Origin of the sequence: Burkholderia sp. AU45251, from assembly GCF_030482905.1 — a bacterium.
Taxonomy (GTDB): Bacteria; Pseudomonadota; Gammaproteobacteria; order Burkholderiales; family Burkholderiaceae; genus Burkholderia; species Burkholderia aenigmatica.
Genome location: NZ_JAUJQH010000001.1, coordinates 930,329 through 954,240, shown reverse-complemented (window position 1 = coordinate 954,240; position 23,912 = coordinate 930,329). Strand labels below are relative to the sequence as shown.

At 67.5% G+C, this 23,912-nt stretch carries 22 protein-coding genes; 9 read left to right on the top strand and 13 right to left on the bottom strand.

The window, feature by feature from the left end; translation table 11 throughout:
• Positions 1 to 33 precede the first annotated feature (33 nt).
• Entirely contained in the window at positions 34 to 303 is a 270-nt protein-coding gene (locus tag QZM67_RS04160) for a hypothetical protein (RefSeq protein ID WP_301800898.1), read from the top strand.
• A gap of 9 nt (positions 304 to 312) precedes the next feature.
• On the opposite strand, the gene QZM67_RS04155 is transcribed toward QZM67_RS04160, so the two are convergent.
• The 3 genes from QZM67_RS04155 to QZM67_RS04145 form a co-directional block, all read right to left on the bottom strand.
• A complete protein-coding gene (locus QZM67_RS04155; RefSeq protein WP_301800897.1) occupies positions 313 to 786 on the bottom strand; it encodes a nuclear transport factor 2 family protein in 474 nt (157 codons plus the stop codon).
• A 291-nt stretch (positions 787 to 1,077) separates the two neighbouring features.
• A complete protein-coding gene (locus QZM67_RS04150; protein ID WP_039344123.1) occupies positions 1,078 to 1,326 on the bottom strand; it encodes a hypothetical protein in 249 nt (82 codons plus the stop codon).
• A gap of 641 nt (positions 1,327 to 1,967) precedes the next feature.
• Positions 1,968 to 2,402, bottom strand: coding sequence for a universal stress protein (locus QZM67_RS04145; RefSeq protein ID WP_301800896.1), 435 nt, complete (start codon positions 2,400 to 2,402; stop codon positions 1,968 to 1,970).
• 367 nt (positions 2,403 to 2,769) lie between these two features.
• Here QZM67_RS04145 and QZM67_RS04140 point away from each other — a divergent pair, with 367 nt between their 5' ends.
• The 6 genes from QZM67_RS04140 to QZM67_RS04115 all read left to right on the top strand — a co-directional run bounded on the left by QZM67_RS04140 (position 2,770) and on the right by QZM67_RS04115 (position 7,965).
• On the top strand, positions 2,770 to 4,254 hold the full coding sequence (locus QZM67_RS04140; protein WP_301800895.1) for an amidase: 1,485 nt from the start codon (positions 2,770 to 2,772) through the stop codon (positions 4,252 to 4,254).
• A gap of 584 nt (positions 4,255 to 4,838) precedes the next feature.
• A complete protein-coding gene (locus QZM67_RS04135) occupies positions 4,839 to 5,525 on the top strand; it encodes a hypothetical protein (RefSeq protein ID WP_301800894.1) in 687 nt (228 codons plus the stop codon).
• Between the two features lie 122 nt (positions 5,526 to 5,647).
• Positions 5,648 to 6,478 (top strand): arylamine N-acetyltransferase, encoded by an 831-nt coding sequence (locus QZM67_RS04130; protein ID WP_175025830.1) that lies wholly within the window; start codon positions 5,648 to 5,650, stop codon positions 6,476 to 6,478.
• Between the two features lie 90 nt (positions 6,479 to 6,568).
• Positions 6,569 to 6,745, top strand: coding sequence for a ribbon-helix-helix domain-containing protein (locus tag QZM67_RS04125; RefSeq protein ID WP_089452540.1), 177 nt, complete (start codon positions 6,569 to 6,571; stop codon positions 6,743 to 6,745).
• A 1-nt stretch (position 6,746) separates the two neighbouring features.
• The gene (locus tag QZM67_RS04120) at positions 6,747 to 7,097 is read left to right on the top strand and encodes a glyoxalase/bleomycin resistance/extradiol dioxygenase family protein (RefSeq protein WP_043177283.1); all 351 of its coding nucleotides are present in this window, start codon (positions 6,747 to 6,749) and stop codon (positions 7,095 to 7,097) included.
• Positions 7,098 to 7,104: 7 nt separating this feature from the next.
• Positions 7,105 to 7,965, top strand: coding sequence for a class I SAM-dependent methyltransferase (locus tag QZM67_RS04115; RefSeq protein WP_301800893.1), 861 nt, complete (start codon positions 7,105 to 7,107; stop codon positions 7,963 to 7,965).
• Positions 7,966 to 7,987: 22 nt separating this feature from the next.
• Here the strand turns inward: QZM67_RS04115 and QZM67_RS04110 are convergent, their stop codons facing one another.
• The 4 genes from QZM67_RS04110 to QZM67_RS04095 all read right to left on the bottom strand — a co-directional run bounded on the left by QZM67_RS04110 (position 7,988) and on the right by QZM67_RS04095 (position 14,906).
• Complete coding sequence (locus QZM67_RS04110) at positions 7,988 to 12,829, bottom strand: NAD-glutamate dehydrogenase (RefSeq protein ID WP_301800892.1); 4,842 nt, start codon at positions 12,827 to 12,829, stop codon at positions 7,988 to 7,990.
• Between the two features lie 193 nt (positions 12,830 to 13,022).
• Positions 13,023 to 13,211, bottom strand: coding sequence for a 4-oxalocrotonate tautomerase (locus QZM67_RS04105; RefSeq protein WP_039344138.1), 189 nt, complete (start codon positions 13,209 to 13,211; stop codon positions 13,023 to 13,025).
• Positions 13,212 to 13,261: 50 nt separating this feature from the next.
• On the bottom strand, positions 13,262 to 14,038 hold the full coding sequence (locus QZM67_RS04100; RefSeq protein WP_043177273.1) for a class II aldolase/adducin family protein: 777 nt from the start codon (positions 14,036 to 14,038) through the stop codon (positions 13,262 to 13,264).
• The gene (locus QZM67_RS04095; RefSeq protein WP_301800891.1) at positions 14,013 to 14,906 is read right to left on the bottom strand and encodes an urea transporter; all 894 of its coding nucleotides are present in this window, start codon (positions 14,904 to 14,906) and stop codon (positions 14,013 to 14,015) included. The genes QZM67_RS04100 and QZM67_RS04095 overlap by 26 nt, the downstream gene beginning before the upstream one ends.
• A 256-nt stretch (positions 14,907 to 15,162) precedes the next feature.
• Between QZM67_RS04095 and QZM67_RS04090 the strand changes: the two genes are divergently transcribed.
• Positions 15,163 to 15,723 (top strand): putative glycolipid-binding domain-containing protein, encoded by a 561-nt coding sequence (locus QZM67_RS04090; RefSeq protein ID WP_301800890.1) that lies wholly within the window; start codon positions 15,163 to 15,165, stop codon positions 15,721 to 15,723.
• Here QZM67_RS04090 and QZM67_RS04085 read toward each other — a convergent pair.
• The 5 genes from QZM67_RS04085 to QZM67_RS04065 all read right to left on the bottom strand — a co-directional run bounded on the left by QZM67_RS04085 (position 15,678) and on the right by QZM67_RS04065 (position 20,963).
• Positions 15,678 to 16,595: an alpha/beta fold hydrolase gene (locus QZM67_RS04085; protein ID WP_301800889.1), complete on the bottom strand. Its 918-nt coding sequence runs from the start codon at positions 16,593 to 16,595 to the stop codon at positions 15,678 to 15,680. The genes QZM67_RS04090 and QZM67_RS04085 overlap by 46 nt on opposite strands.
• 4 nt (positions 16,596 to 16,599) lie before the next feature.
• Entirely contained in the window at positions 16,600 to 17,505 is a 906-nt protein-coding gene (locus QZM67_RS04080) for a metal-dependent hydrolase (protein WP_175026048.1), read from the bottom strand.
• Positions 17,502 to 18,434 carry an SDR family oxidoreductase gene (locus QZM67_RS04075; RefSeq protein WP_175026047.1) on the bottom strand — a complete coding sequence of 311 codons (933 nt, stop codon included), beginning with the start codon at positions 18,432 to 18,434 and terminating at the stop codon, positions 17,502 to 17,504. The genes QZM67_RS04080 and QZM67_RS04075 overlap by 4 nt, the downstream gene beginning before the upstream one ends.
• Positions 18,435 to 18,455: 21 nt before the next feature.
• On the bottom strand, positions 18,456 to 20,045 hold the full coding sequence (locus QZM67_RS04070; RefSeq protein WP_301800888.1) for an NAD(P)/FAD-dependent oxidoreductase: 1,590 nt from the start codon (positions 20,043 to 20,045) through the stop codon (positions 18,456 to 18,458).
• A 246-nt stretch (positions 20,046 to 20,291) separates the two neighbouring features.
• Positions 20,292 to 20,963 carry a lysoplasmalogenase gene (locus QZM67_RS04065; RefSeq protein ID WP_301800887.1) on the bottom strand — a complete coding sequence of 224 codons (672 nt, stop codon included), beginning with the start codon at positions 20,961 to 20,963 and terminating at the stop codon, positions 20,292 to 20,294.
• Between the two features lie 364 nt (positions 20,964 to 21,327).
• On the opposite strand from QZM67_RS04065, the gene speB reads away from it, so the two are divergent.
• The gene (gene speB / locus QZM67_RS04060; RefSeq protein WP_301800886.1) at positions 21,328 to 22,296 is read left to right on the top strand and encodes an agmatinase; all 969 of its coding nucleotides are present in this window, start codon (positions 21,328 to 21,330) and stop codon (positions 22,294 to 22,296) included.
• A gap of 228 nt (positions 22,297 to 22,524) precedes the next feature.
• Here speB and QZM67_RS04055 read toward each other — a convergent pair whose 3' ends face one another.
• Positions 22,525 to 23,820, bottom strand: coding sequence for a citrate synthase family protein (locus tag QZM67_RS04055; RefSeq protein WP_301801404.1), 1,296 nt, complete (start codon positions 23,818 to 23,820; stop codon positions 22,525 to 22,527).
• Between the last annotated feature and the right edge of the window lie 92 nt (positions 23,821 to 23,912).

Sequence of the window (23,912 nt, the reverse complement as noted above, 5' to 3'; positions counted from 1 at the left end):
GCCGCGCGTCCCTCAGTCCTTTCGATCAACAGCATGCGATACAGAGAATCGGTTTTCGTGGTGGTGTCGCTCGTCGCTTCGTCGGTCGTGCAGGCGGCCGCGGCCGGCGCGGTCGTGCTGGCGACCTATCCGAACCGCGATATCGCGGCCGCGACCTATCGCTACGGCAAAGGCCGCGTCGGGCTCGTCGGCCCGCATCCCGAAGCGGACGAAAGCTGGTACAGCCAGTACGGTCTCAAGAATCCGGACGGCGTGCTGCCGGACATGGCTTACGACCTGATCAATGCGACGATGAAGCCATAACGGTGGGTGCTATTTCCGTTTGGCGCGATACGCGTCGAGATTTTTCCGCGCCTGCGCGCGGATCGCGCGTTGCACGAAAGGCGTCCAGCCGAGCAGCGCGCCTTTCAGTCCCAGCGCCTGACGCGCCCAGCGCCACAGGTCGAAGCTGTCGCGATGCTCGACGATGAGTCCGTCGCGAAACCGGAACCGCGCGTCGATCCGGTTGACCACCGTCCGGCCGGTCGCGGTGAACCGGTAGTGGGCGATCCACTCGGCACGCCCGGCCTGTTGATCCGCGTCGACGTCGCCGAACGTCAAGGAAAAGTCCTGCGCCCGCGCGACCAGCATGCGCCACATGTCGCGTGCGAAGTCGCCGCGCAACTCGCCGAATGCGGGATCGCTGAAGACGACGTCATCGGCATAGCAGGCGAGCATGGCGTCGATGTCGCGCTGCTGGAACGCCGTGTAGAAGCGCTGGATCAACTCGGTGTGCGGATGGTTCATCTCTGGATGGGGTGTTGCTGCGAATGAAGCGGAGCCGTGACGCGGTGGCCGGAAATTCGGCCGGTCGATCGACGGGGGCGTGCTGGGCGGCAAGGATCCGCCGATTGAACCGACGCAGACGCGTTTGCCCCGCGATGATGGCGGTCACGTGCAGACGTTCGGCGGCACCGCCGTCCGGGCCGTGACATGCATCGCGACTTCGGTCGAAATAAGCGGAAAGGGATGCGGGCGCACGTGGCGCCGGTTCAGCCGTCGTGACCCGGGCGCGACCGGCGCGTCAACTGACGTACGTCAGCGGTTCGCCAGCGCGACGTCCTGGTTGCCTCGCCCCGTCACCAGGCAGCCCGACATGAATGCCTCGCTCTGGCTGCTGGCGGCCGCTTCGCCGAAGCCGCGGCCGAGCGCGTCGACCTTCACCTGCGCGGCGCCCTGTTCGCACGCAAGCGGGCTGGTGTCGCGGCCCTGCGCATGCAGGATCGCGCGATCGCCAATGAGATACGCCAGCAGCGCGAAAACAGCGATATGTACGGCTCGTCTCATGGTTCGTCTCCTCGTCGCTCAAGCGTAACGCGGACCCGTTCGACGAAGCACTTGGGGGTTCCCCCGGTAAACGTCTGCTGAAACAGGGGAAGCGCGGTGATCCTGTCCCGTTTTTCGTGCTTTGCGTGCGGAAGAAGGGCGCGGCTTCAATGCGGCAGGCAGGCGAAACCGGACGTGCGGCGCGGCATTCGCGCGATGGTTTTCAGCGCGGCAGGCACGCGATTCGCGCGAGTTTGACGAATGTCAGGGTACGGGCGGGACGGGGCGGTCGCGCGGCCGTTCAAAGCGATAGCATGAATGCATGATTTGACGGAACGCGATCGCGGACGAATGCATCGGTTCCGGCAAGCAGGTGCGTGTTGAACATTGCTATCGAAATAGTGAGGAATCCAAATGCTTAACGTCTCTTCCGTCCTGATCAGCCTCGCCCCGATGTGGGCCATCCTGCTCGTTGCATCGTCGGCAGCCGCTTATTTCGTGTTCTGGCGCAAGGTCATCGATTAAGCGCTGCGTGATGGCCGGTGCGCGTGCGGGCGGCAACGCGCACCCGTGTCGCACTGCTCGTTCGTCCGTGCGTCGCGGGTGCTGGCCTGCGGCCCGTCAGCGAACGCCCGTCGACGCGCCGCCGCGCGTCATCGCCGTCATTGCACGGCGGTTACCGGCACATTCGAAATCCGCACCAGCCGGCTCATCACGCTGCGGCGGAACACTGACATCAACGCATGCAACGGGTCGTGCCGCGGCGCGACGACCACGATCTCGTCGCATCCCGTCTCCGCTGCCACGGCGGCGATCGTATCGGCCACCGGGCCCACCTTCATCACGACGCTGTACTTGACGCCGGCTTCCTGCAGAATCCGCTCGGCCATGGCCAGATCGTCGGACGCGAACTTCTCCTCGATCGAACGCAACCGCGACAGCGGATGGTAGGCCTCGAGCCGCGTCGATTCGAGCGGTGCCTGAACGTTGATCAGCACGATCTCCGACGCGCAACGTTCGCGATACAGGAAGGTCGCATGGCGAACCGCCTGAAGCGATCGTGGAGAGTGGCCGACCGGAACCAGCAGCTTGAGCATGAATGTTGTCCAGGGAACGAGATGATTCCAGCGTAGCGCGCCGCCGGGTCGAACAATCTAAAGAGAGCGGGCGAGCGCGTAAAAATGTCGTTAATGCGCGCTGCCTCGCGCCGCACCTAATAGAAATATAAGAAATTTAAGTTTATGCGCATAAACGATTTCATCGGCCGGGCCGGTGTGCGCGACGCGTGGCCCGCCGCCCCGATTCAGTCGAAACCGCAATGAATCGCGGCGGAAAATATCGGAGGTTGCCAATCCTGCGTCGCGTAGAGTAGTGCATCGGCCGCGGCGCGGCCGCTCCCGGCCGGTTCGGGAGCGACCGCCGCCACGCGGCCCGTCATTCCATTCCGATTCCAGGAGACTCCGCATGCCGCACGGCGCCCCGCAGCTTCTCGCTCCCGCTTCCATCCCCGTTGATCCGATCGTGCGCCTGTCGGCGGGCGAGCTCGCGTCGGCGATCCGCGGCAAGGCCGTGTCGTGCGTCGAGACGATGCGCGCGTATCTCGATCACGTCGAGCGCGTGAACGGCGCGGTCAACGCGATCGTCGCGCTGCGCGATCGCGACGCGCTGCTCGCCGAAGCCGCGGAGAAGGATGCCGCGCTGGCGCGCGGCGAGTACCACGGCTGGATGCACGGGATGCCGCAGGCGCCGAAGGATCTGGCGATGACGAAGGGGCTGCGGACGACCTACGGCTCGCCGATCTTCCGCGAAAACGTGCCGCAGGCCGATTCCGTGGGCGTCGCGCGGATGCGCGCTGCCGGCGCAATCTTCATCGGCAAGACCAACACGCCCGAGTTCGGGCTCGGCTCGCACACGTTCAACGAAATCTACGGCGCGACGCGCAACCCGTACGACCTGAAGAAGAGCGCGGGCGGCAGCAGCGGCGGCACGGCGGCGGCGCTCGCGTCGCGGATGTTGCCGGTGGCGGACGGCAGCGATTTCGGCGGTTCGCTGCGCAATCCGGCCGCGTTCTGCAACATCTACGGCTTCCGTCCGTCGCAGGGCCGCGTGCCGCGCTGGCCGGGCGTCGACGTGTTCGTGCAGCAACTCGGCATCGAAGGGCCGATGGGCCGTACGGTCGGTGACGTCGCGCAGCTGCTCGCGATCCAGGCCGGCTACGACCGCAACGATCCGCTGTCGCTTGCGGATGATCCGGCCATGTTCGCGCAGCCGCTCGACACCGACCTGCGCGGCAAGCGCATCGCATGGGTCGGTGACTGGAACGGCTATCTCGCGACCGAGGCTGGCGTGCTCGCGCTGTGCGAACAGGGGCTGGCGACGCTGCGCGAGATCGGCTGCGACGTCGATGCCGCGCTGCCGGCGTTCGCGCCCGACCGGATCTGGCGCCTGTGGCTCACGCACCGGCACCTGCTGTCCGGCGGCGGGCTGCTGGCGCACTATCGCGACCCGGCGCGCCGTGCGCTGCTGAAGCCCGAGGCGATCTACGAGGTCGAAGGGCTGCTCGCGATGCAGGGTGCGGCCGTGTTCGACGCGAGCGTCGAGCGCACCGCGTGGCATCAGGCCGTGCTGAGCTTCTTCGACCGCTACGACTTCATCGCGGCGCCGACCGCGCAGGTGTTCCCGTTCGACGTCGACCAGCGCTGGCCGAAGGAGATCGCGGGCCGCGCGATGGATACCTACCACCGCTGGATGGAAACGGTCGTGCCGTGGACGCTGGCCGGCTGCCCGGTGATCAGCGTGCCGGTCGGTTTCAACGACGCGGGGCTGCCGATGGGGATGCAGTTGATCGGGCGTCCGCGCGCCGATCTCGCGGTGTTGCAGCTTGCGCGTGGCTATGAGCAGGCGGCTGATTGGGTCGGCGGACGGTTGCCGGGGTGGATGGCTGCGTAACGCGGCGCTGGTCGATAGCCGATAGCCGAAGCCGATAGCCGATAGCCGAAACCGAAATCGAAGCCGATAGCCGAAGCCGAAGCCGAAGCCGAAGCCGAAGCCGAAGCCGGTGCGGATGGGCGCATGGCAGATCGAGAGGCGGGCGGCGACAAGTCGCCCGTTTTGCTTTGATTTCCGAACGTGTCGTTCGACGGAGCGGGGCACGCCAGGCACGGGCACAGGCGTGTTGTGCGACGGCGTGGCGTCACGTCCATTAGACGCTGCTCGGCACGTTCCGCGTCGCCGCCGTGCCGGTCGACGGTGAATTCGACGTGCAGTGCGACACGCGCGACGGCTGGCCGCCCCCTCCGGCATCGTCTGGGAAGCCCGGCAACGCCACCATTGACGCGGCTCGCGAACGAATTCCAGCTCCTGCCCGATATCGCCCGGCAAATGCGGACGAATCCGCCCGGCCGCGTACGCCGGTCGCCGAATTGCAAGCGGCCGCGCCGCGCGATTTCGTTTCGATGTGTTTCAGTCGTTGCGGCCGCGCGCGGCGCGCTTCGACAATATCGGCCTCAACAATTCGGGCACGAGGAAAACACATGAAGCAGATTCGCGCGACGGGCCGGTACCTGGCCTCGGCAGGCATTGCGTTCAGCATACTGGCAAGCGGTGCCGCGCACGCGCAGCTCGACCTGCAGTCGCTCGGCGCATCGCTGCTCGGCGGCGGGCAGCAGCAGGCGGCGCCTGCGCAGGGCGGTGTCGGGCAACTGCTGCAGGCCTATGTCGGCGCGAACCAGCAGGTGCTGACCGGCCAGTCTTCGCTTGCGTCGGCGATGGGGCTCACCGGCGCGGCCGGGCAGGCGCAGCAGGCCGCGAGCCAGCTCTCTGGCGGCGAAGCGCTGACGCCGGCCGCGCTGTCGCAGATGGGGGGCGCGCAGCAATCGGTGTCACAGGCGCTCGGCCAGGCATTCGCGAGCGGCGGCGCGACGCACGGGCCGATCGACAAGCAGGCGTTCAGCAACGGCCTCGCGTCGCTCGGGCAGGGGCTCACGCAGTATTCGCAGCTGCAGTCGGGGCTCGGCAATCTCGGTTCGACGAGCGCGGCGTCGCTGTTGCAGTCGGGCCTGAATCCGCAGAACATGCAGGCGGCGTCGTATATCGCACAAAGCGCACCGGGCCAGTTGCAGTCGCTCGCGGCGACGCTCAGCCAGGCCGTGCAGTTCGCGACGAGCCAGGGCATTTCGGTGCCGTCGGTCGCCTCGTCCGCGCTGAAGCTGCTGCCGTAACGTTGCGCGGGGCTGCGCGCGATGCGGTGCCGGCATCGCGCGCGACGACGAAGATCGCCCCGCCCAACATGGGGATTCCGCGCGATGCTATCGTGGCGTGTCCCTTTTTTCGGTGCAGGTTCATGACAGACTCGTTTGACCTCTCGCGCTATTTCTCCCGCATCGGCTACGACGGCCCGGTCGAGCCGACGCTCGACGTGCTGCGCCGGCTGCACCTGCTGCACCCGCAGGCGATTCCGTTCGAAAACCTCAATCCGCTGACCGGTGCGCGCGTCGCGCTCGACCTGCCTTCGATCGTCGACAAGGTGCTCGCACATCGCCGCGGCGGCTACTGCTTCGAACTCAACAAGCTGTTCTACACCGCGCTCACGACGATCGGCTTTCGCGTGACGCCGATGATCGCGCGCGTGCGCTGGATGCTGCCGCCGGAAGTCGCCACCGCGCATACGCACATGCTGCTGCGCATCGATCTCGACGGTGCGGCCTGGCTCGCGGACATCGGCTTCGGCAGCGCGACGCTCACTGCGCCGCTGCGTTTCGTGCCGGACGAGCGGCAACTGACGCCGCACGGCGCGTTCCGCGTCGTCGCCGCGCCGGTCGACGGTGAATTCGACATGCAGATCGAGACGCCCGAAAGTTGGCAGACCACCTACCGTTTCCAGCCGAAGCGGGTCGAGTGGATCGATTACGACGCCGCGAACTGGTTCACGTCGACCTATCCCGAATCGATCTTCCTGCATAACCTGATTGCCTGCCGCGTGCTGCCGGACGGCCGTGCAGCGCTGCGCAACACCACGCTGACGATCCGCGACGCGGCGGGTGTCGGGCGCACCGTCACGTTCGACGATGCGGCCACATGGGGCGCATGCCTGCGCGATACGATCGGCATCGACACGACGGGATTCGATCTCGACGCGCTGTTCGCGCGGCTGGCGGCGCGCGCCGCGACGTAACCCGGACTCACGATCGATAGCCAACGGCGGCCCGCAAACACGGGCCGCGGCTGCGGTTGACATTTGCTAGATTGCTAGCATACTAGCTCCATGACCGACGAAGAAGTGAAGCAATTCAACGTGTACCTGCCGCTCAGCCTGATCCGGCAGGTCAAGCATCGCGCCATCGAAACGGAGCAATCGCTGTCCGCGCTGGTGGCCGATGCATTGCGCGCGTACCTGGCCGCGCCGCCGCCGGGCACGGGGCCATCCACCAAGGAGGAGTGACATGTCATCCGAGCGAATCGAAGCGGTGTACCTGACGACGCACAACTGGGGCAAGTCGGCGAAATTCTTCCAGGCGCTGGGCTTCACGCTGGAGTTCGAGACCGATCATCACTCGGGCCAGCTGCGCAGCGGCGACGGCCCCTTTCTGTTCATCGCCGAAGTGCCGCCGGGCGAGACGCCGGACATGCAGGTCGTGCTCAAGGTGCCGGATGAACAGGCGGTGCAGCCGCAGCCGATCGTCGACGTCGTCACGCCGTTCGAGGATACGCACTGGGGCACGCGCGACATGACCGTGCGCGACCCGGACGGCCGCGTGTGGCGCCTGCAGGCGCCGGGCAAGCAGGGCGCGTGAGGCGGCCATGACCGAACCCCGCGAAAGCGCCCCCGACAGCACGGCCGCGCGCGTTGCGCTGTGGCGCGCACTGCACGTCGAACTCGACGCGCCGCCGCATGTGCTCGTCGACGAGGTCGGGCTGCAACTGCTCGCACCGGAACCCGGCTGGCAGCAGCGCGGCGACATGGATCCGCAGTTCACGCGGCCGTTCCGTGCGTCGATCGTCGCGCGGGCGCGCTTTATCGAAGATCTGGTGACCGAGCAGGCCGCGCGCGGCGTGAGCCAGTACGTGATCCTCGGCGCAGGCCTCGACAGCTTCGTGCAGCGCCGGCCCGACATGGCGTCGCGCGTGACCGTCTTCGAAGTCGACCCGCCCGTGCTGCAGGCATGGAAGCAGCGCCGTCTGGTCGAGCTCGGTTTCGGCGTGCCCGACTGGCAGCGTTTCGTGCCGGTCGATTTCGAGGCGAAACAGTCGTGGCGCGCGGCGCTCGTCGGCGCGGGCTTCGATGCCGGCAAGCCGGCGGTCGTGGTGTCCACCGGCGTGAGCATGTACCTGACGCACGAAGCGAACGCGGCCGCGTTGCGCGAAGTCGCATCGCTCGCGCCGGGCTCGACGCTCGCGATGACGTTCCTGCTGCCGCTGGAGAATGCGGATCCGGACGTGCGCCCCGGGCTCGAAATGGCCGCGAAGGGCGCACGCGCAAGCGGTACGCCGTTCATCAGCTTCTTCATGCCGGCGCAGATCCAGGCGCTCGCGCGGGAGGTCGGTTTCGCACAGGCCGCGCACGTCTCGGCCGCCGAACTGACGCGTCGCTATTTCGCCGATCGCACCGATGGCCTGCGGCCGCCGAACAACGCGGAAGAGCTGCTGGTCGCGACGGTCTGAGCCGTCGCGTTCACCACGCCCGTCACGCCCGTTCGAGCACGGCCATTTCCCGCACGACCACGAGCAGCACCGCGAGGCTCGCGCCGCCGGACGCGCGCAGGTCCGCGAGCAGGTGCTCGTAGCGCACGAGCGCGGCTTCGCGGCGCGCGCGCCACGCGCCGACGATCGTCTCCGGCGTGGTCGAATCCGGCGATTCCGCGAGGGCGCTCGTCGCGAGTGTGCGCTTGAGGCGCGCGACTTCCGCGAGCGCGGCCGCGCGCGCCAGCATGTCCCAGTGCGTCGGCGTCGGCAGTGTCGCCGCGCGTTCGCCGATCCAGCTGTAATTGAGCAGCGTGCCGAGCGAGAAATAGACGCCCGCGACGAGTTCGAGGCTGCGGTTGCTCGCCGCGGCCACTTCGGCGATGTCGAGCAGCGCGGCCGAGATGTCGCCGCTCGCGACGCGCACCGCCAGCGCGCTGTCGACGCCGGCTTCGACCAGCACGCGCTGCCGCTCGGACAGCGCTTCGAGATCGTCGGCCGGCAGCAGCGACGGCAGTTGCGGCGCGAGGCGCTCCGCCGCGTCGCGGCAGCGTGCGATCAGCTCGACGACGCCGCCGTCGGCCACCGCGCCGGATTGCAGATGCCGCAGGAACCACAGTGCCGCGCGCTCCAGCAATCGTGCGACGTCGACGAACATGCGCGCCTGCACGTCGTCGGCGACGCGGTTGTCGAGCGCGTCGATGTCGCGCCACACCGCATCGAGGTCGAACACGTCGCGCGCCATGATGCACGCCCGCACGATGTCGCCGGGTTTCGCGTCGGTTTCCTCCATCAGCCGGTGCACGAACGCACAGCCGACGCGGTTCACCAGCGCGTTGGTCAGGTGCGTCGCGAGGATCTCGCGGCGCAGCGGATGGCGGCGCATCGGTTCGCTGAAGCGCTGCTGCAGCGGCTTCGGGAAGTAGTCGACGAGCATCGCGGCCACCAGCGGATCCTCGGGCACGTCGGATTCGAGCAGCGCGTCGTACAGCCACATCTTGCTGTACGCGAGCAGCACCGCGCGTTCCGGCGACGTGAGGCCGAGCTTCGCGGTCTGGCGCTCGGCGACTTCGTCGTCGGTCGGCAGGAATTCGATCACGCGGTTCAGGCGCCCCGCGCGTTCGAGCCAGCGCATCAGGCGCGCCTCGGCGTCGAGCATCTCGACCGCATAGCGGCCGGCGATCGACAGCGCCTGCGTCTGGTAGTAGTTGTCGCGCAGCACGAGCAGCCCGACTTCGTCGGTCATCTCCGCGAGCAGCGCATTGCGTTGCTTCTCGGTCATCTCGCCATCGGACACGACGAGCCCGAGCAGGATCTTGATGTTGACTTCGTGATCCGAACAATCGACGCCGGCCGAGTTGTCGATCGCATCGGTGTTGATGCGGCCGCCACGCTGAGCGAACTCGATCCGGCCGAACTGCGTGCAGCCGAGGTTGCCGCCTTCGCCGACCACCTTGCAGCGCAGGTCCGTGCCGTTCACGCGCACCGCGTCGTTCGCGCGGTCGCCCACCTGGAGGTGAGTTTCGCGTGCGGCCTTCACGTAGGTGCCGATGCCGCCGTTGTACAGCAGGTCGACCGGCGCCTGCAGGATCGCGCGGATCAGCTCGGCCGGCGGCAGCGCGTGCGCGTCGATGCCGAGCGCGGCCTGCACGGCCGGCGACAGCGGGATCGTCTTCGCGGTGCGCGGATAGACGCCGCCGCCCGACGAGATCGACGCCGGATCGTAGTCGGCCCAGCTCGAGCGTTCGAGCGCGAACATGCGTGCGCGCTCCGCGAAGCTCGTCGCGGGATCGGGGTTCGGGTCGAGGAATACGTGCCGGTGATCGAACGCGGCGACCAGGCGGATATGCGGCGACAGCAGCATCCCGTTGCCGAACACGTCGCCCGACATGTCGCCGACGCCGACCACCGTGAAGTCGGTCGTCTGCGTATCGATGCCCATCTCGCGGAAATGCCGCTTCACCGATTCCCACGCGCCGCGCGCGGTGATCGCCATCTTCTTGTGGTCGTAGCCGACCGAGCCGCCGGACGCGAATGCGTCGTCGAGCCAGAAGCCGTATTCGTGCGAGATCGCGTTCGCGTAGTCGGAGAAGGTGGCTGTGCCCTTGTCGGCGGCGACGACCAGGTACGGGTCATCCGGATCGTGGCGCACGACGTCGGGCGGCGGCACGATCGCGTTGCTCACCAGGTTGTCGGTCAGGTCGAGCAGGCCGCGCAGGAAGGTCTGGTAGCACGCGATGCCTTCGCGCATCCACGCCTCGCGATCGCTCGGCGGCGGCGGGTTCTTCACGACGAAGCCGCCTTTCGAGCCGACCGGCACGATCACGACGTTCTTCACCATCTGCGCCTTCATCAGCCCGAGCACTTCGGTGCGGAAATCCTCGCGGCGATCCGACCAGCGCAGGCCGCCGCGCGCGACGCGCCCGCCGCGCAGGTGCACACCCTCGACCCGCGGCGAATACACCCAGATCTCGAACATCGGCTTCGGTTCGGGCAGGCCCGGTACCTTCGCCGGATTGAACTTGAACGACAGGTACGGTTTCGAGTTGCCGTTTGCGTCGGCCAGGAAGTAGTTGGTGCGCTCGGTCGCGTTGATCACGCCGAGGAACTGGCGCAGGATGCGATCCTCGTCGAGGTTCGGCACCTGGTCGAGCGCGCCTTCGATCTCTTTCAGCAGCCGTTCGGCCTGCACGTCGCGCGTGTCGCCGGTGGCCGGGTCGAAGCGCAGCAGGAACAGCTCGACGAGCTGCCGCGCGATCGCCGGATTGCCGGTCAGCGCGCGTTCGATATAGGCGTCGCTGAACGTCGAGCCGACTTGCCGCAGATACTTCGCATACGCGCGCAGGATCGTCACTTCGCGTGCGCTCAGGTGGGCGCGCAGCACGAGGCGGTTGAAGTCGTCGTTCTCGATCCGGCCGCTCCAGATCTGGTCGAACGCATCTTCGAACAGGCCCTTCACGCGCTCGATGTCGAATTCGGTATCGTCGGCGAGCTCGAGGCCGAAGTCGTGTACCCACGCATGCGCGGCATCCTGCGTATGGATCCGGTACGGCCGCTCCTCGTCGACGCGCACGCCGAGATGCTCGAGCATCGGCAGGCTGCGCGACAGCGCGATCGGGTCGCCCGCGCGATAGACCTTGAAGCGGAACGCACGCGCGTCGGCCTCGATCGGCCGGTACAGGTTCATCGCGAGCTGCCCCGAATCCTTCACACGCTCGATCAGCTCGATGTCGCGCACGGCCGTGCGCGCCGGATAGTCGTCGCGATAGCCGGCCGGGAACGAGTCGGCATAGCGCTGCAGCAGGCGGTTGCCTTGCTCTTCGCCGAATGCGTCGAGCAGCGCGTCGGCGAGATCGTCCTGCCAGCGGCGCGTGACCTGCACGAGCCGCGTTTCGAGCTCGCGCGTGTCGACGTCGGGCATCGTGCCCGGTTCCGCATGCACGACGAAATGGATGCGCGCGATCGCCGATTCCGACAGCAGCGGCGTGAATTCGACGTTCACGCCGTTGTACGCATCGACGAGCAGCTTCGCGATGCGCCGGCGCAGGTCGGTGTTGTACTTGTCGCGCGGCACGAACACGAGGCACGACACGAAGCGGTCGAAGCGGTCGCGCCGCACGAACAGGCGCGTGCGCTGGTGTTCCTGCAGCCGCAGGATGCCGAGCGCGATGTCGTAGAGCTGGTCTTCGTCGGCCTGGAACAGCTCGTCGCGCGGATAGGTTTCGAGCACCGTCACGAGCGACTTGCCGAGATGCCCCTTCGGCAAGAAGCCCGCGCGCCGCACGATGTTCGCGCACTTGCGGCGCACGATCGGAATCTCGGCGCTCGACACCATGTAGGCGGTCGACGTGTAGAGCCCGATGAAGCGGCGTTCGCCGGTGACCTTGCCATCGGGGCCGACGAGTTTCACGCCGACGTAGTCGAGATAGCCGGGCCGGTGCACGGTCGCGCGCGAATTCGCCTTGGTCAGGAAGATCGGCCAGGAGCCGGTGATGATGTCGGCGGCGGCCGGCGGCAGCGGCGTGACGTCGGGCGCGCCCGACGTGCGCAGCGATTCGCGCAGGATGCCGAAGCCGGTGCCTTCGATGCCGCGCAGCCCGAAGCCGGTGCCGTCCGATACCAGCGCGTAGTCGCGCTGGCCGAGGAACGTGAAGTGATCGGCGGCCATCCATTCGAGGAACGCGCGTGCCTCGATGTCTTCCGCGGTCGATTCGCGCGCCTTCATTTCCTTGATCGTCGCGCGCGCGATGTCGACGATCTTCGGCCAGTCTTCCACCGACGCGCGCACGTCGCCGAGCACGTGCGCGATGTCGTTGCGCAACGTGTTGAGCAGCGCGGCATCGCCGCAGCGGTCGACTTCGAAATGGATGAACGACGCGAGCTGCGACTGGCCGTCGCCGGGCGTCGCGCCGCCCGCATCGACGCGCTCGATGGCGCTATCGCGACCGCGCCAGATGCGGAATACCGGGTGCAGCGCCGAGTGCAGCGCGAGCCCGAGGCGGTTGACGGCCATCGTCACCGAATCGACGAGGAACGGCATGTCGTCGTTGACGATCTCGATGACCGTGTGGTCGGAATGCCAGCCGTGCTGTTCGAGGATCGGGTTGTACACGCGCAGCCGTTCGCTGCCGGTCACGAATTTCTGGGCGGTCTGCCAGTGCGCCATCGCGGCGCCGTAGAGATCGGCGATGCTGCGGCTCTGCAGATCGTCGGCATCGGCGAAATCGTAGTAATGACGCAGGAAGGGTTCGACGATCCGGAACGTGGCTTCGGGCAGGCGCCCGCGCGCGAATTCGACGACGTCCGAGAGCAGGTGTGCGACGACTTCCTCGTTCTTCGCTTCCATGGCGGTCTCCTCGTCGGGTGGCCATCGGCTGCTGCGTCTGTCCGGCATTATGCGCCGATTGCGTGACAAAGCGATGTGCGGGCGCACAACGAGGGGCGGGCCGGAGGAAGCCGCTCGCGGCGCCCGTTGCGGGCGCCACAGTGGGTGAATCAGTGCAGGGCAGGCAGCGCCGAAGCGACGCCGCCTTTGACGCTCAGCGCTCGTCGCTCCACAGCTTGCCGGCCGTCGCCCAGTTCTCTTTCTTCACGTCGGTCAGGATGATGTCGACCGAGCCCGGCTCGCAGCCGAGCGTCTCGCACGTGACGCGCGTGATCGCTTCGACGAATGCGCGCTTCTGGTCGACGGTGCGGCCTTCGAAGAGCTGGATATTGAAAGTCGGCATGACGGATGCTCCGATGGTTGGGGTGAATGATGGGTTGGGAGCCGGCGGCGTCAGTCGCGATACGTCGGATCGATCCGGTCGAGCCGGCGCAGCAGCGCCGGCCATTCCAGTTCGCCTTCGATCGCACCGCCGTCGCGCAGCTGTTCGGCGGTTCGGTCGGCGATGGCCGGGTCGGGCAGCACGAGCGGCCCGCCGCCAGCCTGCGCGCGCACCTGGATGTCGCACGCCTTGATCAGCGTATCCATCAGCACATAGGCTTCGGCCACGGTGCGGCCGACCGTCAGCGTGCCATGGTTGCGCAGCAGCATTGCGGATTTCGCGCCGAGGCTCGCGGTCAGCCGCGCGCCTTCGGCTGGCGAGAACGCGAGCGCCTCGTAGTCGTGGTACGCGAGGTCGCCATGAAACCGCAGCGCGTGCTGCGACGCGGGCAGCAGCCCGTCGCGCTGGATCGACACGGCGATGCCGGCCGTATTGTGCAGGTGCATCACGCACACGGCGTCGGCGCGCGCGGCGTGCACGGCCGCGTGCAGCGCGAAGCCCGTCACGTTGACCGCATGCTCGCTGTCGCCGATCCGGTTGCCGGCCAGGTCGATCTTCACGAGATTCGAGGCGCGGACTTCGTCGAACGTGAGGCCGAACGGGTTGATCAGGAAGTGGCCGGGCTCGCCGGGGACGGTCGCGGAAAGGTGCGTGTAGATCAGGTCGTCCCAGCCGTTCAGCGCGACGAGCCGGTACGCGGCGGCAAGGTCGACGCGCATCTGGCGTTCGGCGTCCGAGATCGGGCCGCCGGGTTTCACGGCATCAGGACGGTGTGCGAATGACGACATCGGGTTCTCCGAGGGTGAAGCGGCGCGCGACGATCACCGTGACCCACGACGCGAGCGCGAACGGGGCCGTGAACGCGGGAATGCCGGCGCGGGTCGCGAGCCACTGGATCAGGGCGGCCAGCGCGGCGGCCGCGAGCGCCGCACGCGGGCCGCGCGGCATCAGCGCGAGCGCGGCGAGCGCACCGTTGAAGCCGAGCAGGCCGTCGCCGAACGACGCGCCGCTGGTGCCGAGCGCGACCAGCAGCACGGTCGACACTAACGCGCCGCCAAGCGCGAACGCGGCCGCGCGACGCGACGCGACGGCGAGGCCGGCGACGATCAGCGCGCCGGCCCACGCGCCTTGCGCGAAAGTGGTTTGCGCGACGCCTGACAGAAGGGCGTCGGCGGCGGAAGTCAGCGTCAACACCGGGCCGGCCGTCGCGCCGCCTGCATGTTGCAGCGCGACAAACGGCAGCCACAGCGTGGTGACGATGAGGCACGGGCTCGAATACGGACACTGGCGCCAGCGTGCGAGCGGCTGGCGCATCGCGCGCTGCACGAGCGCCGCGCCGATCGAGGCCAGCGGCACCAGCACGACGGCGGCGAGTTGATGGGGCGCGAACAACACGGCGATCAGCGCGGCGAGCGCGCCGTTGAAGCCGTGCAGCCCCTGTTCGACGTCGCGGCGCTCGGCGCCTGTCAGCACGGCCGTCATGCTGGCGGCGGCCGAGCCGACCAGCGCCGCGCTCGCGAGCCGCAGGTCGGTCAGCGCCAGCGCGGCGAGCAGCAGCGCGCCGGTGAACGCGTTCGCCTGCAGCACGATCTGCCCGATGCCGCGCAGCAAGATACGCAGGTCGATCGACGGCGGGACGGGGCGGGCGGTAGGCATGATGGCGGCGGAACAGGACGAGCCGCGAGCATAGGACACAATGCCATGCACCGGAATAGGGAATTCTGGATAGTCAGGATTTGTGGTCGATGCCCCGAAACGGTGAATGCAGATGTCGATTCGTGCCCGAACGCCGCGCTGTTGGCACGTTCGGCGGGGTTGCCCGTTTGGGACTCGAATCCCGGCAGTGGCCGGCATTTTCGTCGAGCGATCTGTGCGACGATGCCTCGCATCGGGCATACCGGGAGACGGAGAGATGGGCGAAGTACGGTGGGCGTCGCTCGAAGGCGACGGGGTCGAACATCTGACGTTCGACCGGAGCGACGGCGGGATCGTCGTCGAAAGCGCGGTGGTCGGCCAGCGATATGGCCGTGCGTACGGGCTCGCGTATCGCGTCGAGTGCGACACGCACTGGTGCGTGACCTATGCGGTGCTCAAGGTGATGGGCGGCGGCACGCTCGAATTGCGCAGCGACGGCGCCGGCCACTGGCACGACGGCTCCGGCCGCGCACTGCCGGCGCTCGACGGCTGCATCGACATCGACATCGCGGCGACGCCGTTCACGAATTCGCTGCCGATCGGCCGCCTCGGGCTCGCGCGCGGCGAGCGGCGGCCGATCGACGTCGCGTACATCTCGACGCCGGACCTGAAGGTTACGCCGGTCAAGCAGGCCTACGCGTGCCTCGAGCCGGGCCGGCGCTACCGCTACGAAGGGATCTTCCGCGACTTCACCGCCGAGATGGACATCGACGACGACGGGCTCGTCATCGATTACGAGACGCTGTTCAGACGCCTGCCGGCGCCGGCGGTGCGCTGAACCCGGGCCACGGCGGGGGCGAGCGCCGGCCGCTCCTGCGCGGACGCGAAGCGGTCGATCCGCGACGCGATCATGTCCGGGTGGCGCAGCACGACCCAGTGGCTGCCGTCGATTTCCTCGCGCACGTGGTCGCCGAGCCAGCGGTCGAGATCGACCGACATCTCGGGCGTCACATAGCGGTCGCGCACCGGCACCAGGATCTGCACGGGCGCCTGTGCATACCGTTCGCGCGGCTTGCGGGCCCGTGCGATGAAGTTCGCGCGGTACAACTGCAGGCCGTTCAGCGCGTTCTTCAATTGCACGGGATCGCGCTCGGCGCGCACGCGTTCGGTGAGCTGCAGCCAGCGCGGCCACAATGCCGCGCCGCCGAGCCGCCACACCAGCGACGGCACGAGCGGCAGGTGGAAGAACGCGATGTACCACGACTTCAGGCTCTGCTTGAGCCGCATCTTTGCGCGGAACACGTGATCGAGGCACGGGCCCGAGATCGACGTGTACGATGCGATCCGGCCGCGGAACGCGGGGTCGGTCACGGCCTCCCAGCACTGGATCGACCCCCAGTCGTGGCCGACGAGATGGAACGGCCGGCCGCCGCAGGTCGCATCGGCCACCGCCTTCAGGTCGGCGGCGAGCCGTTCGAGCGTGTAGTCGGCGCGGCGGCGCGGCGCATCGGAGGCACCGGCGCCGCGCACGTCGTACGCGATCACGCGGTAGCGCTTCGCGAGCCGCGCCCGGATCGGCGCCCACACGGCCGCCGAATCGGGGTAGCCGTGCACGAGGATCAGCGGCGGGGCGCGACGCGACCCGCTTACGTAGACGGCGAGTTTCACGTCGCCGGACTGGACGGTCAGCATCTCGTGGGCGCGCGCCATGACGTCATGCCTGCGGAACCGGGTGCAACGGCACGCGGCGCGGGGCGGCTTGCGCGGCGTAGCGCGCGTTGGTCGCGTCGATGTTCTCGAGCAGCGTGTCGAGCCCCTGCAGGTACTGGTGGTTGTCGTGGTCCCACGGGTGGAAGCCGGGGCGGAAGTAGTCGAGCCATTCGCGCGCGATGTTCGGGAACACGCCGTGCTTCGGGCTGTACAGATACTTCACGAGGCGCCACATGCCGCCGAACTTGCCGTGTTCGCGACGGTGCGCGCGCATCAGGCGCAGGTGGAAGTCGAACACGATCGCCCAGAAGAACACGGTCGTCGTCAGCATCGTGCCCGTGCGCAGCAGGTAGCTGCCGAGGCCCGGCTTCATCACGGTGGTCCATACGTCGTACGACACCGCCTTGTGCTCGGTTTCCTCCATCGCGTGCCACATCCACATCTGCTGGTAGCCTTCGACCGAGCCGTCGATGCGATGCTCGTGGCCCGACAGCAGCTGGTTCGCGAGGATCGCCGTGTAGTGCTCGAGCGCGATCGTGATCGCGAGCTGCATCGAATGCGGCAGCGCCTTCTTGAACCAGCCGAGGATCGTCCACAGGCGCTTGTCGAGCTTGTGCGCAGGCAGGCCCGACGACTGCAGCAGGTCGTTGTATTCGATGTGCTCGCGCGTGTGCATCGCTTCCTGGCCGATGAAGCCGAGCACCTGCTTCTTCAGTTCCGGATCCTCGATCTGGTCGCGGTAGTTGCGCACCGAATCCATGAAGAAGCGTTCGCCGGCCGGGAACAGCAGCGACAGAGCGTTCATGAAGTGCGTGACCGGCACGCCCTGCACGTGCCAGTCGCGCGCGCGTTCGGGGGGCAGCGCGAAACGGATGTCGCGCCGCACGGGCATCATGTTCGGGGTCGTCATGATTGTTCTCCTCCCTGGTTGCCTGCATTGTTGTAGGTGGCGTGCAGCGGCGCGGGCGCCGGCGTGCCGCGCGTGGCGCGGCGGGCCTTCGCGGCCTCGCGGCGCGTCGCGAGCACGACGAGCGCCTGGTAGGCCGACGGCAGGATGCGCGCCAGCCAGTCCGCCCCCTTCGCGTCGCGGCCGATCAGTACGCGGCGCTTGTTCTTGCGCACGCCGGCGAGGATCGTGCGCGCGGCATCGTCGGCGGTCGTGATGAAGAACTTCTCGAAGCTGTCCTTGCCTTGCTGCTCGCTCTCGACGATGAAGCCGACCATGTTCTTCGCGACGCGGCTCGACTGCGCGATGTTGGTGCGGATGCCGCCCGGATGCACGCAGGTGGCCGACACGCCGCACTTCATCATGTCGAGTTCCTGGCGCAGCGACTCGGTGAAGCCGCGCACCGCGAACTTGGTCGCGTTGTAGCCGCTCATGCCCGGCTGCGCGAAGATCCCGAAGATGCTCGACGTGTTGATCACGTGACCGTCGCCCGAGGCCTTCAGGTGCGGCAGGAACGCCTTCGTGCCGTGCACGACACCCCAGAAGTTGATGTTCACGATCCACTCGAGATCGCTGTATTCCATCCCTTCGATCGTGCTCGACAGCGCGACGCCTGCGTTGTTGAAGATCAGGTTGACCTTGCCGTGCTCTTTCGCGGTGTCGTCGGCCCACGCGAACATCGCGTCGCGGTCGCCGACGTCCAGTACGCGCGTCGACACGCGCACGTTCGGCGCGATCGTGCGGACGATCCGCTCGGTTTCGGCGAGGCCCACGCCGTTCTTGTCGGCGAGCGATACGTGGCAGCCGGCCTGCGCGAGCTGGATCGCGAGCGAGCGGCCCATGCCCGAGCCGGCACCCGTGATCGCGGCGACCTTGTTGGCGAAATCTCTCATGTCGGTTGCTCCTTGTCTGGCTCAGGCCGCTTCGGCGGACGTGGAAGTCGAAGCGGAAGCGGCGGGCGCGGCGACGGGCCGCGCGGTCGTGTCGTGTTGCGGCGCGCGATACGCGTGGTAGTCGGCGATCGAGAAGTGCGCGGTCGCCTGGCGGAAGCGCCACGTGAAGCCCGGCCACAGCGTCGTGTTCTTGCCGGTGCGCGGGTCGAGGTACCAGCTCTTGCAGCCGCCCGTCGACCAGATCGCCTTTTTCAGCTTGCCCTGCAGGTCACTGTTGAATTGCGCCTCGACGAGCGGGCGCACTTCGATCGCATCCGCGCGTTCGCGGCGCATCGCCTGCAGCGCGCCGAGGATGTACTCGATCTGCGACTCGATCATGAACACCATCGAGTTGTGGCCGAGGCCCGTGTTCGGGCCGACGATCATGAAGAAGTTCGGATAGCCGGGCAGCGTCGAGCCGAGATACGCGTGCGCGCCGTCGCGCCACGCGTCGACGATGTCGAGCCCGCCGCGGCCGAGGATCGCGCCGCGCGGAAACGGATCGGCCACCTGGAAGCCGGTGCCGTAGATCAGGCAGTCGACTTCATGGCGGCGGCCGTCGGTCGTCACGACTGCGTCGGCTTCGACGTGGTCGATGCCGGTCGTGATCACGTCGACGTTCTTGCGCGACAGCGCCGGGTAGTAGTCGTTCGAGATCAGCACGCGCTTGCAGCCGAGCGTGTAGTTCGGCGTGACGGTCTTGCGCAGCTCCGGATCGGGAATCTGCTTGCGGATGTGGCGCAGCGCGAGCTTCTGCACGTTCTTCATCAGCGACGGATGGATCGCGAAGCCGAGCACGCGCGATTCGAGCATCCAGTAGATGCTGCTGCGCACCGCCTTCTGCGTGAACGGCAGCGTGCGGAACAGCCACTTCTCGAGCCCGGTCAGGTTGCGGTCGGGCTTCGGCATGATCCACGGCGGCGTGCGCTGGAACAGCGCGAGTTCCTTCACGCGCGGCGCGATCTGCGGCACGAACTGGATCGCGCTCGCGCCGGTGCCGATCACCGCGACGCGCTTGCCTTCGAGCGCATAGTCGTGATCCCAGTGCTGCGAGTGGAACGCGCGGCCCTTGAAGTTTTCGAGGCCGGGAATCGACGGCAGCGCGGCCCGCGACAGGCCGCCCATCCCCGACACCAGCACGCGCGCGGACAGCCGCTTGCCGTTCGCGAACGTGAGGCGCCAGCGTTGCGCGGCCTCGTCGTACTCGGCGCGCTGCAACTCGTGGTTCAGGCGCAGGTGCGGGCCAACGCCGAAGCGCTGCACGCAGTCTTCCAGATACGCGCGGATTTCCGGCTGCGGCGCGAACATGCGTGTCCAGCGCGGATTCGGCGCGAACGAGAACGAATAGACGTGCGATTGCACGTCGCATGCACACCCGGGGTAATGATTGTCGCGCCACGTGCCGCCGACCGACGCGGCCTTCTCGAGGACGACGAAGTCGGTCACGCCTGTTTGACGCAGGCGGATCGCCATCCCGAGGCCGGCGAAGCCGGTGCCGATGATGGCGATGTCGATGGTTTCGTCCAGGCCGTCGTGGCCGGGCGGACCGAAAGGCAACGTGCGAGCATTCATCCGGGTGTCTCCGATTTGGCTCATTTTTGAATGTTACATTGTTTGATGTAACGATAGTGGGTGAGCCCGGAAACCGCAAGAGGCTAGAAGCGGCGCTCTAAGGGCCGGAAGCCAGACGGGAAAAGGCTGAGCGGGGTTTGGAACGGGCCGGTTTCCGCCATGCGGGATGAGCGGGAAAGGCCGTCGACAGGGCGAGACAGGCGGTGGACGAGACCGCCGGCGCGCGGCGGTCTGTTTGAAACAGTATCAGGGACGGATCGTTCGGGCGGCCGTCTCATGGAAAACCCCGGCCACGATCGTGACCTGCGCGAGCGCGTAGAGGCCCCAGATCAGGTAGTCGATGCCCGGAAAGCCGCCGAGGAAGCGGCCGGCGCCGATCAGCGTATCGGAGCCGACGAAGATCAGGCTGCCGAGCGCGACCAGTGGGCCGCGCGTGCGGGCCGCGAGCGCGAAGCTGGCCATCGTGCACAGCACGAGCATGTAGACGGCGACCGGCGCGACCAGCTCGCCGAGATGCGGGAAGAACGCCACGTAGAACGCCGGCGCGGCGATCCACAGCCCGACGAGCGCGACGATGCGCCAGCCGTGCGGCCGCGCGCGCCAGCGGAAGAAGATCGCGCAATAGAACAGGTGCGTGAGCAGGAACGCGCCGAGGCCGAGGACGAACGACAGCGGCCAGTCGGGCAGTGCGAGCAGCACGTCGCCGAGCACGGCCGTCACGAGCGCCGCGCACAGCCACGCGCGTTCGCGCGGTGCGGCGCAGGTGCTGCCCGCCGCGAGCAGCAGGATGCCCATCGCCGCTTTCGCGGCGGCCTGGCCGGGATAGGGCGCGGCGGCGAGCGACAGCCCGTACAGCAGCGCGGCGGCGACGGCGAGCGGCCAGAGCCGGCGGTAGGTGGCGGGAAGCATGGCGATCAAGGCGGGTGTCTCCGGTTTGTCGTTGTCTGCGGTGGACGGCGCGCGGTCGAGGGCGCGGCTGTCGGCCATTATCCGGAAGAAAAGGGGGGCGAAAACCGGCGAATCCTTCTAGGAAGCGAGGGCGCCGCTACTGCCGGATTTCTCCGCGCGTTGCCCCGGTTGAACCGGGGCAACGACTTCAATTCGGCTTGCTATGATCGCCACGGTATTGCCGTTGTCGATGTGGTTGTTGCTGTCGTTGTTCCGCCCGGCCGCGCGACAGGATGCGCAAGCCGGTGCGTGCCCGATGAATCCATGCCATGCCCGGCCCGCGCGCCCATGCGACGCGGGGCGGGCTGGTCTCCCCACGAAAACAGGTCCGACCATGACCGAACTTCTCCACGGCGACGGCGCGATCCGTCGCACGACGCCGTACGGCTCGTCGATCGAAAACACCTACGCGGGCGTGCTGTCGTTCATGCGCCGCAACTATTCGCGCGAGCTCGACGGCGTCGACGTCGCGATCTCCGGCGTGCCGCTCGACCTCGCGACGACTTACCGCTCCGGCGCGCGGCTCGGCCCGGCTGCGATCCGCGCGGCGAGCGTGCAGCTCGCGGAGCTTCATCCGTATCCGTGGGGTTTCAACCCGTTCGACGATCTCGCGGCCATCGACTACGGCGACTGCTGGTTCGACGCGCACAACCCGCTGTCGATCAAGCCCGCGATCATCGAGCATGCGCGCACGATCCTCGGTTCCGGCGCGAAGATGCTGACGCTCGGCGGCGACCACTACATCACGTATCCGCTGCTGGTCGCGCATGCGGAGCGCTACGGCAAGCCGCTGTCGCTGATCCATTTCGACGCGCACTGCGATACGTGGGCCGACGACGATCCGGACAGCCTCAATCACGGGACGATGTTCTACAAGGCCGTGAAGGAAGGGCTGATCGATCCGGCGACGTCGGTGCAGGTTGGGATTCGCACGTGGAACGACGACTTTCTCGGCATCGAGCGGCTCGATGCGGCGTGGGTGCATGACCACGGGTCTCGCGCGGCGGTCGAGCGGATCGTCGACATCGTCGGCGCGCGGCCCGCGTACCTGACGTTCGATATCGATTGTCTCGATCCGGCGTTTGCGCCCGGCACGGGCACGCCGGTCGCGGGCGGCCTTTCTTCGACACAGGCGCTCGCGATCGTGCGCGCGCTCGGCGCGGTGAACCTGGTGGGTGCGGATGTGGTCGAGGTGGCACCCGCGTACGACCACGCGGACATCACGGCGATTGCGGCCGCGCACGTCGCGTGTGACTTGCTGTGTCTGTGGCGGCAGAAGAAGGTGGCGGGGGCGCTGAAGTAAGTCAGGATGCGCGTGCCGTTGGCGCGGTGCGCGCATCGCCGGATCGGTGTGCCGTGTGCCGTTTGCATCACGTGGCTCAGGCAAAAGATCTTCGCGGATTCCCGTGGCGCGTGATTGCCGACCCGTTGGCGACATCGGTGGAACGTCATCGGATGGCGGCTTGCATGCGCCAACGAGGCGTTGGCTTGTCACCGATGATGCACGCTGACGTCATCGCATCAAGAAAAGCTATCGACTCCTGAAAAAAGCGGCAAGCATGTCGTCTTTCGGCGCTGCAGGTTGCGTTGTTTGCTGCTTTCCCGACCGTCCGCGCGATCGCGCATGATCCGGCCCGGCACCGGATCCACCTGGCCACGTCCCCGTATAAACCGCACGCGGCCGGATGAGATCGGATTGCTCGCGCTGCTCCAGCCCGTGCGCGATCCAGCCGATCGAGCGGCCCAGCGCGAACAGGCCGAATGCAGCACCGACGGGAAGCCGCAAATGTCTGCGAAGCGCCACCAGCGCGAGATCCAAAGAGGGCTTGTAGCCGACGAGCGCGCTCCCTGCATCGATCATCCTTTTCCATTGCGGATGGCGCGGCAGGATCCGCGACAACAGATACGTCGCACGCACGTCGCCGTCGGGATAGAGCGAATGTCCGAAGCCCGGCAAGCCGTCTCCCCGGGCGAGACGTTCGCTCATTTTTTGCTCGATGTCCTTATTACCCAGTTCGTCCCACAGTGCTTCGCCACGCGCGGTGGTCGCGCCATGCCGCTCGCCCGACAGGCCGGCCAGACCACCGACCACCACGGCCCGCAAGCTCGCGTTCGTCGACGCGATGCATCGTCCCGTGAAGCTCGACGCGTTCAGTTCGTGATCCGCGCACAACACGAGCGCCATCCTGATCAGCTCGGCGCCAGCAGGCCCGACGCCCCACGCCCGCGCGCATTGCACGTGGATGGGCGCTGTGTCGATCCGGGTTCGCAACAGGCATGCGGCAAGAATCCGCACGAGATCGCCGCAGCCCTGCGCCTGACGATCGGTCGATTGCTGCCAGATCGCCGTTGGCGCGTCCTCGCTTGCGACGGTGAAGAGCGGCAGCAGGGCCTGCTCGGCGCGTTGCTCGCCGTAGTGCCTGAAGAGCGTTCGCAGCACCGCGGGCGTAGCGGGAATGTGGCGGCCGAAAGCGGTCTGCTCGTCGCATCGCCATAGCAGCGCCGCGACTTCCTCGAGACTCGCGCGGGACGCGAGATCGAGTGCATCCACACCGCGATAGAAGAGCCGGCCACCGTCGATCAACGTGATGCTCGACTCGAGCACGGGCGAACCCCAGTTCAGCGCGGCCTTCGCCACTTCCTTCGGCTTGCGGCCTCGTGCGCGCCGATCCGCGAGCCGGTCGACCTCGGCCGCGAGATAGCGGCGTTCGCGATGACTGCCGCCCGGTTCCGCGCGAAGCAGGCCGCGGCTGACGTACGCATAGAGGGTTTGCCGCGAGACACGGAGCCTTGCCGCAGCTTCGGTCGAATTCAGGTAGTTCGACATCGTGCGCAGGGGGAATGGTTCGACAGGTTGATCAGGATAATCAACGTTGACAGCAAATGCGAGCGAGACGATCTTTGCCTCACCTAATTCAT